The organism is Halalkalibacterium halodurans (genome assembly GCF_004376175.1).
Lineage (GTDB): Bacteria > Bacillota > Bacilli > Bacillales > Bacillaceae_D > Halalkalibacterium > Halalkalibacterium halodurans.
In genome coordinates this window covers 26,553-43,040 of record NZ_SNUY01000002.1, presented here as the reverse complement: position 1 = coordinate 43,040, position 16,488 = coordinate 26,553, and the positions used below count along the sequence as shown (strand labels likewise).

General features: G+C 41.9%; 13 protein-coding genes. 3 read left to right on the top strand and 10 right to left on the bottom strand.

Translation table 11 applies throughout. The features are described from left to right. Positions 1-119: 119 nt before the first annotated feature. Together E2L07_RS00960 and E2L07_RS00955 are read right to left on the bottom strand one after the other, a co-directional pair. Positions 120-1,622 carry a transposase gene (locus tag E2L07_RS00960; RefSeq protein WP_134228599.1) on the bottom strand — a complete coding sequence of 501 codons (1,503 nt, stop codon included), beginning with the start codon at positions 1,620-1,622 and terminating at the stop codon, positions 120-122. A 228-nt stretch (positions 1,623-1,850) separates the two neighbouring features. After that, positions 1,851-2,921 carry a spore germination protein gene (locus tag E2L07_RS00955; protein ID WP_243854876.1) on the bottom strand — a complete coding sequence of 357 codons (1,071 nt, stop codon included), beginning with the start codon at positions 2,919-2,921 and terminating at the stop codon, positions 1,851-1,853. 333 nt (positions 2,922-3,254) lie between these two features. On the opposite strand from E2L07_RS00955, the gene E2L07_RS00950 reads away from it, so the two are divergent. Continuing rightward, the gene (locus tag E2L07_RS00950) at positions 3,255-3,758 is read left to right on the top strand and encodes a hypothetical protein (protein WP_053431673.1); all 504 of its coding nucleotides are present in this window, start codon (positions 3,255-3,257) and stop codon (positions 3,756-3,758) included. A gap of 53 nt (positions 3,759-3,811) precedes the next feature. Here E2L07_RS00950 and E2L07_RS00945 read toward each other — a convergent pair whose 3' ends face one another. The 8 genes from E2L07_RS00945 to E2L07_RS00910 form a co-directional block, all read right to left on the bottom strand. After that, positions 3,812-5,473: a glycerol-3-phosphate dehydrogenase/oxidase gene (locus tag E2L07_RS00945; protein WP_134228598.1), complete on the bottom strand. Its 1,662-nt coding sequence runs from the start codon at positions 5,471-5,473 to the stop codon at positions 3,812-3,814. 186 nt (positions 5,474-5,659) lie between these two features. After that, complete coding sequence (locus tag E2L07_RS00940) at positions 5,660-6,883, bottom strand: ROK family transcriptional regulator (protein ID WP_010897264.1); 1,224 nt, start codon at positions 6,881-6,883, stop codon at positions 5,660-5,662. Positions 6,884-7,046: 163 nt separating this feature from the next. Further along, positions 7,047-8,540, bottom strand: coding sequence for a glycerol kinase GlpK (glpK, locus tag E2L07_RS00935; protein WP_134228597.1), 1,494 nt, complete (start codon positions 8,538-8,540; stop codon positions 7,047-7,049). A 28-nt stretch (positions 8,541-8,568) separates the two neighbouring features. Beyond that, entirely contained in the window at positions 8,569-9,399 is an 831-nt protein-coding gene (locus tag E2L07_RS00930) for an MIP/aquaporin family protein (RefSeq protein ID WP_134228596.1), read from the bottom strand. A gap of 195 nt (positions 9,400-9,594) precedes the next feature. Further along, positions 9,595-10,146, bottom strand: coding sequence for a glycerol-3-phosphate responsive antiterminator (locus E2L07_RS00925; RefSeq protein ID WP_134228595.1), 552 nt, complete (start codon positions 10,144-10,146; stop codon positions 9,595-9,597). Positions 10,147-10,224: 78 nt separating this feature from the next. Then, positions 10,225-10,731: a FixH family protein gene (locus E2L07_RS00920; RefSeq protein WP_243854875.1), complete on the bottom strand. Its 507-nt coding sequence runs from the start codon at positions 10,729-10,731 to the stop codon at positions 10,225-10,227. Between the two features lie 557 nt (positions 10,732-11,288). Continuing rightward, positions 11,289-12,812, bottom strand: coding sequence for a GNAT family N-acetyltransferase (locus tag E2L07_RS00915; RefSeq protein WP_041821321.1), 1,524 nt, complete (start codon positions 12,810-12,812; stop codon positions 11,289-11,291). Between the two features lie 470 nt (positions 12,813-13,282). Beyond that, a complete protein-coding gene (locus E2L07_RS00910; RefSeq protein WP_010897258.1) occupies positions 13,283-13,741 on the bottom strand; it encodes a chemotaxis protein CheX in 459 nt (152 codons plus the stop codon). A gap of 447 nt (positions 13,742-14,188) precedes the next feature. Here E2L07_RS00910 and E2L07_RS00905 point away from each other — a divergent pair, with 447 nt between their 5' ends. After that, a complete protein-coding gene (locus tag E2L07_RS00905) occupies positions 14,189-15,340 on the top strand; it encodes a glucose-1-phosphate adenylyltransferase (protein ID WP_276399871.1) in 1,152 nt (383 codons plus the stop codon). A 20-nt stretch (positions 15,341-15,360) separates the two neighbouring features. After that, positions 15,361-16,467, top strand: a complete 1,107-nt coding sequence (gene glgD / locus E2L07_RS00900; RefSeq protein ID WP_134228591.1) for a glucose-1-phosphate adenylyltransferase subunit GlgD — start codon at positions 15,361-15,363, stop codon at positions 16,465-16,467. Positions 16,468-16,488: the final 21 nt, after the last annotated feature.

Sequence of the window (16,488 nt, the reverse complement as noted above, 5' to 3'; positions counted from 1 at the left end):
AAATGAACCAAAATTACTGGAAATTGGATTGGAATGGCCTGCACACTCATTATTTTCATTGTATTTTCAAAAATGTGCATGACAAAGAAACCTATTGCCATTATTTTTTTAAAAATTGACTAGGCGGCTTTAGGAAAGATGATTTCTTCAATATTTAACTGCTCTTTCTGACTGCTGTACCAAGCATCGATGTGCTGACACATCATTATGGCGTATAGGCGAATGTACCACATTTTTGTTGACCGGTGGCGTCCAGATTCCAAGTGATAATCTATTTTTTCTCTTTTATTAGAACGTTCAACAGAGGTTCTTCGTTTGTATATAAGTTTCCACTTTTCAGAGGACCTTGGTGTTTTGGTAAATAATCGTAGATTATCCTCTCTGAATGTATGGAATGTCCGACCATATTTTGCTTTTGAACACGGTGATGAGCATGTATTTTTGGTACCGCAAGCAAGTGGACAACGCCATTTTTGCCGATTTTGAGATTTGTCAAACCCGTTGGGCTTCATCTCCTTCCCAATCGGACAGATTGGAACACCTGTTGGAGATATTTGAATATCACTTTCTGTACTAAAGTTCTTCTTTGTTCGAACATTTAAATCGATGAAGGGTTCCACATTTTGATGTTCAAGTAGCTCATAAATGGCCTCAGCATCGTGCGCTGCATCAAGAAGAATTTTATCAATCGTGCCCAAGGTGTACCGTTGCGAAAATTCAATTGAACTAACCACTAGGCTGACTGAATCATGCCGGGAAGCAGGATGCAGCCGTGGATATAGCGGTAAGTCGTATTGGCTATCGCTAGTGGATATCATGTAGAGATGATATCCGTTGAAGTACTTTTCCTTAGAACTATCCCAGCCTGAGTCGATGTCGGGTTGTGAATACTGGCGTGGGTGAGTACAGTTCGTTAGTCCTTGGGCACTACAATTACAGGTTGATTTACTTCTCGGGTACCTAGCTGTTTCAATTGGTGTCCCATCTCCAACTACACCTAGAGCTTCGGGATCCCCAAGAAGACCAAGTTTCGTAGAAACCGCTAAAAATTGGGATTGAAAAAACTCAAATAATCGGTCTCCTGGCAGTTGTTTTTGTTTGGAACCATAACGCATTGCCCGATCAACGAGTTTACGAACAATTCCGGGATTCTTAGGTTCAGCTTTTTCACCCTTTTTAGGCTTCTTTTTCTTTTTTGACTTTTTCTTTTTAGGTTTGACCTTCGGCATAACATTCGGGCTTTCGAAGGCCCATAAACGTTTGAAAAAGTCTTCAAATGTTCCAACACCTGGTGTGTCACCGGGTTCAAAACCGCTAAGAATTGCATACAACGGAACGCGACGAAGTTGATCAACCCAATGAGTAATACCTTTTGTAGGTTGAACAAATAATGAAAGCAGATAAGAACGCATCATAGAAGCAGGGTCACGAGGCTTTGGTCCCTTTTTGGAATAGGAATCACCAAGCCATGTAGTTACCGAAGAGAGATCAGTTATCCAAAGCTTTTTAATTACTGGCCAATCCTTATTAACAAGGGTAAGAATGCCGCCAGAATAATGGGCATTTAACTGATTTAGAACGAAGTTTTGATAAGTTTCGTGTGCAATAAACGTTGGTTTCATTTTGGCACCTCAATCACAAGTAGTAAGGGAAAATAATCCCTTCACCGGCGATTATTGTGGTGTTTTTGAAAAGTCAAGTGTTTCTTGTCGAATTCGAGAAAATATTTTGATAATTAATTTCCGGTTTTAAAAAATGAACATTAAAAAATCCCACCTAAAATAGGAGGGATGAAATAAATTGGTTTGAGGAAAATCCTTGAACCACAAAGCTCGGCGAATGCCGAGAGTCTATATAATCGCAAGGAGGAGAACGGTCGGTATTAGTTCAGGGTGGAACGTCGTTAATGCGATATAAAGAGCCGGTAGGGTTAACGCGATCATAAGAGCGATTACTCGTAAAAATCGAATGCTGCTCGCAAACACCGCTCGCTGGTAGTAATCTTCACTTGATTGCATCAATTCTACAAACAAGCTCGGACAAATGAGGATCGATCCCGTTCCGTCGACCATGACGATTATTTTCCCATCCAGTAGTGCTGCAACGGCAGTATCTGGCCGTTCTGTATAACGATATTGGGGGAATGGAGAATAGGTCGAATCCTCGATCAACTCTTCAATGTAGGATGTTTCCAAAATATCCCCCTCAGGAATCGATTTGACTCGCTGTTTAAACTCGGCAAGGACTTTTGGATCCACTAACCCATCGACGTATCCGTAAGCTACTCTCGTACGGGTCTCACCTTTACATGTAAACATTTCAATTTTAAAGTTTGCTGACTTCAACCGCCCTCTTATTAGGCCAATGTTTTTATCTAAATTCTCAATCGTCCCTTCTCGTGGTCCCTTAATGACCGGTTCAGTAGGCGGTTCGTCAACTTGCCTTGTTTCGACACTAATCGCCTTATACGCAAGGGCTTTGTCCCACTGATTAAAAAAAATGACAATGTGACCATTTGTTATTTTTTCAATTACGTCATCAAAATCTTTAACAAGACGATGAGAATGAGCTGACGCAATGTTTTGTTCAAAATGGGAAATGATGTCGTCTGGGGTCACTTCCTCCCCTGGACCAACTTCATAGGGGACCAAATCTTGCAACGAAGCCTTCATATAGTTCACCATTTTACGCTGAACAAGGGAGTCAAAATAAACGGAAAAAGCCGTATGAGCCATTTCCGATCCGTATCGCCAATGGAGCACAACTAAGTCTTCACAATGAGTAAAAATATTCTTTACCTGTTGAAGGTTTTCGATTAGATCTGTTGAAATATGCTTAGGTTGTTGTTCGAGGCGCTCCTCGATTTTTTCTGTTACTTGGTGATTAAGCCTTCGAAAACCTTTCCTCTTGAAAAAGCTCATAGCTGCACCCCTTTCCTATTCATGACTTAACAATTAACCATAGATTGAATCACGCGATTCGCATTGCCATTAGTATTAGAAAGCAAATGCAAAATATGTATGAATCTGTTAAAATGATGCAACAAATGAAAATACACTACACCGGACTCTTTCATACCAGATAGATCTTTAGACCCACAAAGGAAAATGGTAGTAAATCTACATTTTCCAACAATTTCCAACAAATTTATTGACCTCCACCCTACAGTTCTGTAAGATGGTCAAGGGAAACCATCATTCGACTGTTTGACAAAACGAAAAAATGATAAAGAAAAGAGAGGAAGAAGATCAAGTATGGGGAAAAAACTTGCAGTTATTAGCTTATTTACTGCCCTACTTTTCATATTCAGTGGGTGTAGCACGTTAGTCGGCCTTTTTTCAGGTAAATCTGATACGATGATGGAGTATCTAGAGTCAACCAATGATATGGATAGTGCCCACCTCCTATTATTGATGGAGGAAGAAACCATCCTGTCTGAAGAGGAACTCTTGAACTTTACTGAAAATAAACTTTTACCTGGGATGAGAGACTTCTTGAATCAAGCAGTCGACGTGCGCGAGCAATTTGACGATGAGGAGCTCTTGGAAGTTCATGACCTCCTTATTGCATCATACGAAGCCTTAATTGAAGGAAACGAATTATGGTTAGCGGATCACGAGGATGAAGGGGCCTATCAATTAATGGATGAATATGTTACTTTGTATGATCAATATACTAATGAACTTGAGGCGTTGGCGAATGAGTGGGGCGTCACCATTACATGGGAAGAATTAGATCTCGAAGCTGAAAGTGAATAAACGACAAAAAAGTGACCCTATTTACATAGAGTCACTTTTTTTGATTCTTATGTTTACACCGTTGTTGGCTCTACTTGAAACAGTGGATCGACAGCCATTTTTAGCTCAGTCTCTAATTCTTTTTGAAATCGAGTCTTCTCTTCTTCCGTCCAAGAAAACTCTTCCGCCATCCAACGAAGAACAGCCTCTTTCCATTGATGAACCAGCGAGATATTAAAGAACAGGGCACCTGTACGCCGGACAAAAAAGTCTAAAGGGGTGGCGACCATTTCTTGTTCCACTCCATACTGTAGTTGCCCAAGCAACAACGCTGGAAGTCCATAATGTTCTGCCTCTTCTTTTCCTTCATGAGCATAGTTAAGCACATGATCAACATTTGAACCGTACAGCTTTGCAAGACGTCTCACTTCATCAGCGTCAAAGCCCAGTTTTGCCCCTTTCCGGCTCGCTTCGTCTAAAAAGCGCGGGAATCCTTGCGCACCTTCCGCTAGCCCACCTGATAAACGGATAGCTGCTGTCGTGCATGGTTCGTTCACATTTAATCCCTGTGCAACGGCATCTACAGTTCGCTCCGCCATTTTTCGATAGCCGGTTAGCTTTCCGCCTGCAATGGAAATGAGTCCGCTATCGGAAAAGAAGATTTCATCTTTACGAGAAATTTCAGATGCCTTTTTTCCTTCTTCGTGGATGAGAGGACGTAATCCTGCCCAGCTAGACTCTACATCGTCAGCTGTAAGGTTTAAGCTAGGAAACATGTAGTTCGCCGCAGCAAGAATATAGTCACGATCCTCCACGGTCATACGCGGGGAAGCGATATCTTTATCATAAAACGTATCGGTCGTGCCAATGTAAGTCTTTCCTTCTCTAGGAATGGCAAAAATCATTCGCCCATCCGATTCCGTATCAAAATAGACGGCTTGTCGTAATGGAAAACGAGATTGATCTACGACAAGGTGGACACCTTTTGATAGTTTTAAATATTTCCCATGCTTTGAACGGTCCTTTTCTCTTAGCGTATCCACCCATGGACCTGCTGCGTTGACTACTTTTTTCGCATAAATTGTATGAGCGGTATCTGTTAATCGATCTTTCGCAACAACGCCTACCACTTTGCCTTGGTCATATATGAATGATTCCACTTTCATATAGTTAAGGGCGACTGCCCCTCTTGCAACAGCTTCTTTCATAATCTCTAACGTTAAACGCGCGTCATCTGTTCGATACTCGACATAGATTCCGCCACCTTTTAAATTTTCTTTTCTGAGAAGCGGCTCTTTTTCAAGTGTTTGCTTTTCATTTAGCATGTATCTCCGCTCATCTTTTCGCACATCGGCTAAATAATCATAGACTTTCAACCCTAACGATGTGGAAAATTTGCCGAACGTACCATCTTTAAAAATCGGCAGTAACATCCACTCGGGAGTCGTTACATGTGGGGCATTTTCATAAACAATTGCACGCTCTTTCCCCACCTCAGCCACAAGCTTAATTTCAAATTGCTTCAAATAGCGTAAACCGCCATGGACAAGTTTTGTTGAACGGCTTGAAGTTCCAGATGCGAAATCATTCATTTCCACAAGACCGGTCTGAATTCCTCGCACTTGCGCATCAAGGGCAATTCCTGCACCTGTAATCCCCCCTCCAATGACTAGAAGGTCCAGTTGCTTTTCACTCATCTCGCCAATACATTTATCTCTTTTCTTTGCTGAAAACATTGTGCGCTCCTCCTCTTGAAACGATGTCGTTTTTTACCAATGGATCGAAAAAAAGAGACCACAACATCTTGGTGCAATCACCAAGTGTTGTGGCCTCTCCTAATCTCCGACCAATTCATTAACTTACCTATAGTATACTGGCTCATCGGAAAAAATGCAAGGGGAAACCGCTTACTTTATTACGGTTTATGCTTCTCTGTTTTGATAAATCGGTGCAAATAAATCCTCTAACACAAGAGTAACAGCTCCGATCGCCGTCCCCCATTCTCCGAGCTCGGCTGTGACTACTTCGGTTTCCCTCGCCTTTGCTGTTAACGCTCGCTCTTTTACCATTTTTCGTAACGGCTCTAAGACAAAATCACCTGCTTTTGAAACACCTCCACCGACAATGATTCGATCTGGATTAATAAAATTGATGATGTTCGTAATGCCAATCCCAAGGTATTTTCCTGCCTCCTCAAGAATTTCGATCGATAAAGGATCTCCGGCTAAGGCACATTGATGGATGATCTCTCCTGAAATGCGGTCCATGTCGCCTTCTACTTTTTCCAAAAGCATCGTTTTTCGTCCTGAAGCGATGTCGTGGATCGCCCGTTCTTTTAACATATTCCCACCAGCGACTGTTTGCAGACAGCCATAATTACCGCATGTGCACTTTTTCCCATGAATATCAACCGTTGTATGGCCAATCTCTCCTGCAATTCCGTGGACACCGTGAAAAAGACGCTTATTTAATACGATCCCCGCACCAATTCCGACACCTACATTTACACAAATGACATGATCAATCCCTTGCCCATTACCAAACCACGTTTCTCCAAGTGCAAGAGCACGAGCGTCATTTTCCACAAACACAGGGACATCAAATGTGCTCTCAAACGGTGTTTTCAGGTCGATGTTCGTCAATTGGAAATTGGGAGCGAACACGGCCATACCACTTTGATGATCGACGATCCCATGCATACCAATTCCGATACCGATTACTTTATCTTTTTGCATCTTACACTGTTCAAAAAGCGTTACAGTTATTTTTATCAACTGATCGATCAACGTTTCTTCCGTTAAGTCAGAAGATAGCTCAACCGTTGTTTGCCCTTCCACTTCTCCATTTAAATCTGTAAGCACTGCACGGACGCGGTACCCTCCTACATCAAGGCCAATCACAAAGGAGTTTTTCGCGTCAATCGTTAATAAAATAGGCTTTCTTCCGCCTCTAGACTCTCCCATTTTGCTCTCACGAACAAGCTTTTCCTCGATCAATTCAGCAACAATATTCGTTACTGTTGGAGGTGTCAGCTTCGTTTTTTTCGCAATATCAGCCCGAGAAATCGGCCCATCTAAACGAATCGTATTTAATATGAGCGAGCGATTCATAGACTTCATTAATTGAAAGCTTCCTGCTACTGGCATGCTGGCCCTCTCCTTCATTTATTCCACACATAAGGATTCATCATCATCATCATGATTGTACCTGAACGTGTCATTGGAGACAAATAGATTCCATGTTCACTGAACATCTTGAACGAAAAAAAGATCCCTCAGAACCTAGTAAGCTCTAAGGGACATCTGATATTTATTTAAAGGCTTGTGCGGCGCGAACAGCCTTTTGCCAACCTTCATATAGTTTTGCTCGATCAGCTTCTTCCATTTCGGCAGCGAATTTCTGTTCTAGGTTCCAGTTGTTCGTAATTTCTTCTTTTGATGTCCAGAAACCGACAGCCAAACCGGCTAAATAAGCTGCCCCGAGTGCTGTTGTTTCTTGAACCATCGGTCGTTCCACCGACACCCCTAGCAGATCACTTTGGAACTGCATAAGGAAGTTATTAGCCACCGCTCCACCATCGACACGAAGCGTTTTTAACGAAATACCTGAATCAGCTTCCATTGCCTGCAAGACATCTTTTGTTTGATACGCTAAAGACTCCAGTGTGGCACGAATGAAATGCTCTTTTGACGTTCCTCTTGTCAGACCGAAGACGGCGCCTCTTACATCCGAATCCCAATACGGTGTTCCAAGGCCTACAAATGCTGGCACAACATAGACCCCATCAGCGGATGTGACCTTCGTTGCATAGCCTTCCGATTCCTTCGCCGATTTCATCATTCTGAGACCGTCTCGCAGCCATTGGATCGCGGAGCCAGCGACAAAAATACTTCCCTCCAAGGCATACTCCACTTTTCCGTCGAGGCCCCAGGCGATGGTCGTCAACAACCCATGCTTTGACTTCACCCCTTGGTCTCCAGTATTCATTAGCATGAAGCATCCTGTACCATACGTATTTTTCGCCATTCCCTTTTCAAAGCACGCCTGCCCAAACAATGCAGCTTGCTGGTCTCCTGCGGCGCCAGCAATCGGTATTTCCTCCCCGAAGAAATGGTAGGATACCGTCTCGGCATACACCTCCGATGAAGGACGTACATCAGGAAGCATCGCCCGTGGTACATTTAGCATCTTTAACAGTTCGTCATCCCAGCACTGCTCATAAATATTGTAGAGCAACGTTCGCGACGCATTGGAATAATCGGTCACATGAGCCTTTCCTCCGCTCAACTTCCAAATGAGCCACGTATCAATCGTACCGAACAACAACTCTCCTCGTTCAGCTCGTTCTTGTGCTCCGTCCACATGATCGAGAATCCACCGCACTTTCGTACCTGAGAAATACGGATCGATGAGAAGACCTGTCTTTTCCGTGACCATTTCACTAAACCCTTCCGCTCTTAGGCGTTCGCAAATATCAGCCGTTTGTCTAGATTGCCATACAAGGGCATTGTAAATTGGACGTCCGGACTCTTTTTCCCATACTACTGCCGTTTCCCGTTGGTTGGTAATGCCAATGGCGGCAATTTCTTTCGCTTCTACATTTGTTTTTAATAAAACACCGGCGATGACCGACAGGACCGATGCCCAAATTTCGTTTGCATCATGCTCGACCCAGCCAGGCTTAGGGAAAATTTGCTGAAATTCTTTCTGTTCAATCCCGATAATTTCCCCCGCTTCATTAAATAAGATCGCCCGTGAACTTGTTGTTCCTTGATCCAGCGCTAAAATGTATTTTTTTGTCATACTACATTCCCCCAATTTTTCTTAAAATTTATTTCGCCATTGCAACCGGTTGACCTTTTCCTTTTGCCTCGTGCTTCTTCTCTATGAAGCTAGCATATAGGAGAACGAGAGCAAACGCAGCTAAAAATAACCAAAGAGCCGAGTAGACGATGCCTTCGAACAGCGCTGCATATGTTAGAGCCCCAATGCCCCCTCCGATAATCGGACCGACGATTGGAATCCAGGCGTAACTCCAATTGGATGAACCTTTACCTGGAATCGGCAGCAAGAAATGGGCAATTCGCGGACCTAGGTCACGGGCCGGGTTGATCGCATAGCCAGTTGTACCACCGAGAGATAAACCAATGACGACGATAAGTAAGCCGACAATAAGTGGGTTCAATCCTTCGGTAAACTCATTGGCGCCGATTGCTAGAATACCAAGTACTAATACAAACGTTCCTAGCACTTCACTAAAAAAATTCGCAGGTAAATGTTTGATCGCTGGATCTGTTGAGAAAACAGCCAGTTTAGCACCTTGATCCTCGGTTGCTTTAAAATGAGGATAATAGTGTAAAAAGACGAGTGTTGCCCCAATCATCGCACCGAGCATTTGTGCGACAATATATCCTGCCACTTGGCTCCATTCAAACGCCCCGACAAGTGCCAATCCAATCGTTACTGCAGGATTTAAATGGGCCCCGCTAATTTGACCTACACAATAGACAGCAGTTGCTACCGCTAATCCCCAAGCAGCGGTGATGACAATCCATCCACCATTTTCTGACTTTGTTCCTTTTAGAACAACGCCAGCTACAACACCGCCCCCTAAAATAATCAAAATCATCGTGCCAATTACTTCTCCTAAAAACGGTGACATCTCTCATTTCCCCCTTTTTCTTAAAAAATGATGACGAAAAAAAGAGATCAACAAATGTTCTAACAAGCTTGCTCGTTAGAATGATTGTTGATCTCCAAATCTCCGTCACAGGATTATTAACTTGCCTTTATTTAATCACATGTTTGTAAACGCTGTCAACAAAAGTTTTTTGCAAAATTTTTGCATTCTTCTACATTATCTCCACAATTCCTTTTTCGAAGTGGACACGGCAACCGCCCCAGAACTAAGCGCAGCATCCACTTCATCCCTTGTGCGAACAAGCCCGCCGGCGATGATCGGGATTTTCGTATGTTCATAGACCTCTTTAATAATATGGGGCATAACGCCTGGTAACACTTCAATAAAATCTGGCTGGGTAATCTCAAGGAGCTTGTAGCTGGACTCAAGGGCTTGAGAATCTAGTAAAAAAAGCCGTTGCACGGCAACTAACTTGTGCTTTTTCGCTGTCAATACAACATTTTTCCTTGTAGAAATCAGCCCATAGGGACGGATCTCTTGGGCTAAAAATTGCGCAGCGAACTCATCCGTTTTCAATCCTTGGACAAGATCAGCATGAAGGAACAGAAGTTTCTTTTTCGCTTTGACTAACCTCATTAAACTGCGGAGCTGAGCCACATGGCTATTTAATAACACGATGTATTTGTATTCCGTCTCCAAAAAGCGCTCCAGTTCCTTCGTTGTTCTAGCAGCTGGTAGAATTTGTTGTTGTTCGAAAAATCCGCTCATTCCTTATCCCCTTATTTTCTCTTTGACATCTTGCTTTAAACGATTTAACCAGTCTGTCGGCATTCTGTCAACAGAAGGTTAAGGGGACATATTGTTCAATTGCTCTGGTGTATCTACCCCTAAGTGAAAGTGATCGTCAGGGTCTCGATGTTGCTCACTAATGGCTGAACCGTGTACATCAAAAAGAAATTGATCGTAAAAAATCTCTTGCCCCCTTTGAGCCGCTAGTTCTCCAATCCAATGACCTCCATCCGAAAAGATGACTTCCGTCTCATAAAGCCCATCTTCTACATGGTGCATAATTTTATTTAATTGATGAACGGCCCCAGGTTTATCGAACGTAACACTTACATTGGCATCTTTGATTGGTTCACGGTTTTCATCGTACAAAAAGACGTGAATATCTGTTGCTTTACCGCTCATAACTCCTTCTTCCAGGCCGACTACTTCTTTTTCCCAATCGGTGATCAGCTGCTCCTTTGTCATAACGGTCATCAACATACTAGAAACAATGACAGCCATAAGAGCAATGATGAAAACTAGATTTATGTGATTGACTGGAATGTGCTGGCGTTCGTATTTCAATCGCTCCCGCTCCTTAATAGTTTCTCGCTCATCATCCTTTCCAATCTTTTTTAATTTCATGCGTCTGATACGCAATTAATCAAATCATTAAAAAGCGCAAAGCGTCGGTTTTGCCGTTCTGCCTACCTCTGTGTAGGCCTTGCAAAGGAGGAGGTCGGGACAAAACACAGTTAATAAGAGTGTTTTTTATATGGGATTGATTGTTGCGCGGGATTAGGCTTCAGCTATGACGGGGAAAATGCCCCAATGGATCTTCAACTCTTGCTTTTGTTGCAGGCGTCTCGTGATTTTGACAAGTAAGGATTTCAACCTGTTGGGAATATGATAAAGTTTTTATACGTTTCACTCGATTGGCCGTAAGGGGCAACGAAAATGTCAGAAATGAATGAGGGTTTGCCTTCATAGCTGTGAACTTACGAAAGATCACGGCACTAAACGCCAAGCAAACAACAGACGATCCCATAAATAAAACAGAAAAAAGGTTCAGATCATCGAAATAAAATGATCCGAACCTTTTTTATTACGTTTAGCTAGTGTTGTCCCAGTCTCTTCCCCCTTTATTTTTTGTATTGTATGCCATATATATCATGGCGACGATCTCGAAGCTGGTTCACACTTCCTGCTCTTCGGTGACGGCGGAGAATTTCCAAGTCCACATCACCTACCACGACGGTTTCAATATTCGGGCTGCATTCCCCAACAACACCATCTCGGGCAAAAGTGAAATCCGAAGGGCTGAAAATCCCAGACTGAGCATATTGAATATCCATGTTTTCCACGTCAGGGAGATTTCCGACCGTACCAGATAAGACCGTATAGACTTGATTTTCAATGGCACGAGCTTGTGAGCAGTAACGAACGCGCAAATACCCTTGCCTGTCGTCCGTACAAAACGGCGTGAAAATAATGTTGGCTCCTTTATCGACGGCAATTCGAGCAAGTTCTGGAAACTCAATGTCGTAGCATATTTGAATCGCGATTTTTCCACAATCTGTATCAAACACCCGTACTTCATCGCCACCAGTAATCCCCCAAAATTTGCGTTCGTTTGGTGTAATGTGGAGTTTATATTGTTTCTCAATCGTCCCATCCCGTCTGAAGAGGTAGGCAATGTTGTAAATTTTCCCATCCTCTTCAACGAAATGAGAACCACCGATGATGTTAATGTTGTATTTGATCGCTAAGTTCGTAAATAGTTCAATATAATCTTCGGTAAATTCGGTTAATCGGCGAATCGCCAAGCTCGGGCTTTTTTCCGGTAAAAACGAAAGGAGCTGTAGTGTAAAGATTTCTGGGAAAACGGCAAAGTCTGATTGATAGCTAGCAGCCACATCCGTGTAATATTCACATTGGATAGCAAAATCCTCAAATGATGAAATCTTTTTCATCTCGTACTGAATGGTGGTAATTCGTACTGGGAACGCAGTCTTAAATTGACGCTTCGGCGAACTGGGACGATAGTCAATATTGTTCCACTCCATTAACGTCGCGTATTTCATCGAAGCTTTGTCATCTTGTAAATAGTTATTGTTCACTCGTTTTAAAGTAAAGCCATTCATTACTTGAAAGGTAAGTACGGGATCATAAATGTTATGCATCATCACTTCTTCTACATACTGTCTGGGCGTCATTTGATCTGCATGTTTGTAGTAGTTTGGAATACGCCCCCCAATAATGATGCTTTTTAGATTAAGCTGTCTAGCTAAATCTTTTCTCGCTTCGTATAGCCGTCGACCGATTTTCATCCGCCGATATTCAGGATGAACCATCACTTCGATTCCATACAGGTTGTACCCTTCTGGATCATGATTCGTGATAAAACCATTGTCTGTAATTTCGTCCCACGTATGTTGGTCGTCGTATTCATCAAAATTTATGATTAAGCTTGCACAAGAGCCAATCACCTTACCATCGTACTCAACACAAAATTGCCCTTCAGGGAATATTTTCAAATGACTTTCTAAATGCTCGCGTTTCCATGGCTCCATATTAGGAAAACAAATTTGTTGCATCGCTATGATGGCATCAAAGTCGTCCTCGTGGATGTTGCGCAAGATCATTTTCTTTTCGAACTTCGACATATCGATTTTTGACAATATTCTACACCCCTCGCATCGATCATTTATCTAAAGCTGATTTCCCACTTATAAAAATAACCAAAGAAACATCTTTATTTAAAGGTTTCCATAGAGAGTTTACCCTGTTTTTTCATTGTTGAACAGTCATAAAGCCTAAGAAAAATCCCTCGACTTACGTCAGTTTTTGTTACATGAATTTCCCGTAAAAGTCCATTTTTTCTGTAGACTCTCTCTTCTTTCGTGATTTATAATTGAATTGAATATGTGAGACACATTTCATTAATTGTGCACAACATACAACAGATATCTTGCATATATCATACTCTCTTAATCTTTCTTTTGGCGAACACACTTGATCTTCAAAAGAACAATAAGATTCATTCCAATTATAACCACACAGAACACTCGCTTTAACTTATTTAAGTGAAAAAAAGCCCATTGAACATCCAATGAGCCTTTTACGTTTAATACTTCTAATCGTTTTTTACCGAAATATGCACTTGTATATCTCCAATTTGACTCGTTAAGGGAACCGTAATGAACGGTGCCGCAGAGCGAAATGTAGAATTACCCTCGTTGACAACTGGTGGCGTAACATCAATAATACAGGCTTCCTTTGAAAGTTCAGTTGCTGTGTTTCCTGCTACCCAATTGCCGAATTCTTGAACGGCGCTCCAACCAATTTGATCTAGCTGATGGATTTCCATCCCCCCCATCATAATGCTGACGAGTTTTTTGGCGGTTCTATCTGAAAACGAACAGATAATTTGTCCACGTAACTCTCCTTTAACACCTAAGATCACGGCCACATCATTTGATGGGATATTTCCAGATCCAGCACTAGGGTTTTTCGGTGTAGCTTCCACACCGAAATGATTGGTTAAAATTCCTCTTGTAGCACGACAAATAGCATTTACATGTTTGTGATTCATTGATCGACCTCCAATTATGCAAATTACATTGACTCTGATTCGATATGTGTTCAATTTGAGTCAAATGACTTTTTTACCAATAAATTCTACCTATTTTCATTTTAAATTTATAACGAGATGACTGACAATGGCTTGGACAACCTCTTTAAATTAGGAATACATTATCATTTAATCGGTTTTCAAGTCATGTCGATCAATCAAACAACCTAAAACTTTAGTCCTCTTTTATTTTAGTATATTCGATCTAAATTATCTATCATTTCTTTTCAAAAATCGACAAGTTTTGTGCGAAATATTCCGATTTTTCTGTATCTTTATGGACGAAGGCAATTTCTGAAAAAACTAGGAATTGAAACCGTTCTCTCTTACATAGAGATGAATGTTTCATTTTTATATATTTCAACTATCTATTCTTTACATCGATTAAACAGGGCGAGGTGGATGCGAATGAAAAAAGAAATTGTAGGAATGCTCCTTGCAGGAGGAGAAGGAAAGAGGCTTGGTCAACTGACTAGAAAGTTAGCAAAGCCAGCTGTCTATTTTGGGGGGAAATATCGAATTATCGATTTCCCATTGAGCAATTGCACGAACTCAGGTATCGATACGGTTGGTGTTCTTACCCAATACGAACCGCTCGCCTTAAACGGTCACATTGGAATCGGGAGTCCTTGGGATTTAGATCGACGTCACGGAGGAGTGATCGTTCTCCCTCCCTACATCGAAAAACAAGGAGGCTCTTGGTACAAAGGTACCGCTGACGCCATCTACCAAAACAGATACTACATTGAGCAGTATGATCCTGAATATGTCCTCATTTTATCAGGGGATCACATTTACAAAATGGACTACGACCGCATGCTTAGCCATCATAAAAAACTCGGGGCTGATGCTACGATTTCAGTCATTGAAGTCCCATGGGAAGAAGCGAGTCGTTTTGGCATTATGAATACAAATGAGGAAATGACGATTACCCAATTTGAAGAAAAACCGACCACACCGATAAGCAACCTCGCTTCAATGGGCATTTATATTTTTAATTGGTCTGTACTAAAATCCTATCTGATCCAAGATGCGAAGCAAGCAAACTCGAGCCATGACTTTGGAAAAGATATTATACCGAAAATGCTCGCAAAAGATTTAAAGCTTGTCGCCTACCCGTTTGAAGGTTATTGGAAAGATGTTGGAACAATCAAAAGTTATTGGGAAGCTAATATGGACTTACTGGATGAACATTCTTCTCTGATGTTAAATGATCCGTCTTGGCGGATTTACTCGGTCAATCGTAACCAGCCACCTCAATATATTTCGACGAGAGCCTACGTTAGATGCTCACTCGTGAATGAAGGGTGCGTCGTCCATGGAAATGTAGAGCAATCCATTTTGTTTCCTGGTGTCCATATCGGTGCAAACTCCTCAGTCTTCGAATCTGTGTTAATGCCAAATGTAAAAGTGGGAGAAAATGTCGTTCTTCGGCGAACAATTATTATGGAAGGAGCGTGCATCCCATCAGGTACTCACTTAGCTCCAAGCGATCCAGATGATATTCTCGTCATCGATAAAGATACTGAATTTTCCCCTTCAATTGCAGCAAATCAATGATGATAAAGGAGCTGGATCAAATGAAATCACTTATGGGTGTTGTTAACCTCGATCACGATCAAGACCTGTTGCACGAGCTTACGTATTTTCGCAGCGTAGCAGGTGTCCCGTTTGGCGGACGCTACCGGATGATTGATTTTGTTCTTTCCAATATGGTGAATAACGGTATCCAAGATATCGCCGTGTTTGCCCGAAATAAATATCGCTCCCTTATGGATCACTTAGGAACAGGTGCTCCATGGGATTTAAATCGAAAACGAGGTGGATTATTTATCCTTCCTCCTGATTGGAATGATCCTACCGACATTTCGAAAGGAGATTTACGTCACTTTCATAACCATCGTGATTTCTTTCATCGCGGAAACGCCGATCACGTCCTTGTTAGTGGAAGTCAATTCATCTCGAAGGTTGATTACGAGGATGCCTTCAAAAGACACCAAGAAACGAAAGCGGATGTGACCGTTTTATATAAAAAAGTGGATCAGCTTGAACCAGAGGATCGGTATCGAATGAAGCTTGAGTTTGATTCGTTTGGAAATGTGAAAAGTATCACCAATGACGAAATGAATTCGAATCTTTATATGCAAATGTACATTATTCGCAAAGAATTACTCTTGGAGCTTTTAAATCACTGCATAGGGTACCACAAGCAAGATCTGTTTGTAGACGGTATTATGAGCAATCTTAATGAGCTCGCAATTCGCGCGTATGAATATAAAGGCTATCTCTCAATCATTTCTTCTGTTGCTAGCTACTACAAACATAGCATGGACCTTTTAAAGCCAGAAATCTACCAATCGCTCTTTTTAGCTGGTTCCCCTATCTATACAAAAATTAAAGATGAACCGCCAGCAAAGTATGTGAACGGCTCAGAAGTATCGAACTCTTTAGTTGCAAACGGCTGCGTCATTGAAGGTCATGTTGAAAACTCGATCTTGTTTCGCGGCGTGTATGTGGCTAAAGGGGTATCGATTAAAAACTCGATCATTATGCAGCGTTGTTACATTCATGAGGATACCCACCTAGACCATGTCATCCTTGATAAAGATATCCTTATATCACCGAACCGACAATTTGCTGGAGCCCCTGAACAGCCGTTTGTCATTGCCAAACGTAAAGCCATGTAAATTAAGCTCACGTAAAAGGAG

What these genes read in the sequence shown, in the direction of transcription:
- E2L07_RS00905 (WP_276399871.1), top strand. Translation starts at nt 14,189, where the DNA reads ATGAAAAAAGAAATTGTAGGAATGCTCCTTGCAGGAGGAGAAGGAAAG.
- E2L07_RS00940 (WP_010897264.1), bottom strand. Translation starts at nt 6,883, where the DNA reads ATGCCAGTAGCAGGAAGCTTTCAATTAATGAAGTCTATGAATCGCTCG.
- E2L07_RS00930 (WP_134228596.1), bottom strand. Translation starts at nt 9,399, where the DNA reads ATGTCACCGTTTTTAGGAGAAGTAATTGGCACGATGATTTTGATTATT.
- glgD (WP_134228591.1), top strand. Translation starts at nt 15,361, where the DNA reads ATGAAATCACTTATGGGTGTTGTTAACCTCGATCACGATCAAGACCTG.
- E2L07_RS00955 (WP_243854876.1), bottom strand. Translation starts at nt 2,921, where the DNA reads ATGAGCTTTTTCAAGAGGAAAGGTTTTCGAAGGCTTAATCACCAAGTA.
- E2L07_RS00925 (WP_134228595.1), bottom strand. Translation starts at nt 10,146, where the DNA reads ATGAGCGGATTTTTCGAACAACAACAAATTCTACCAGCTGCTAGAACA.
- E2L07_RS00910 (WP_010897258.1), bottom strand. Translation starts at nt 13,741, where the DNA reads ATGAATCACAAACATGTAAATGCTATTTGTCGTGCTACAAGAGGAATT.
- glpK (WP_134228597.1), bottom strand. Translation starts at nt 8,540, where the DNA reads ATGACAAAAAAATACATTTTAGCGCTGGATCAAGGAACAACAAGTTCA.
- E2L07_RS00945 (WP_134228598.1), bottom strand. Translation starts at nt 5,473, where the DNA reads ATGTTTTCAGCAAAGAAAAGAGATAAATGTATTGGCGAGATGAGTGAA.
- E2L07_RS00915 (WP_041821321.1), bottom strand. Translation starts at nt 12,812, where the DNA reads ATGTCGAAGTTCGAAAAGAAAATGATCTTGCGCAACATCCACGAGGAC.
- E2L07_RS00950 (WP_053431673.1), top strand. Translation starts at nt 3,255, where the DNA reads ATGGGGAAAAAACTTGCAGTTATTAGCTTATTTACTGCCCTACTTTTC.
- E2L07_RS00960 (WP_134228599.1), bottom strand. Translation starts at nt 1,622, where the DNA reads ATGAAACCAACGTTTATTGCACACGAAACTTATCAAAACTTCGTTCTA.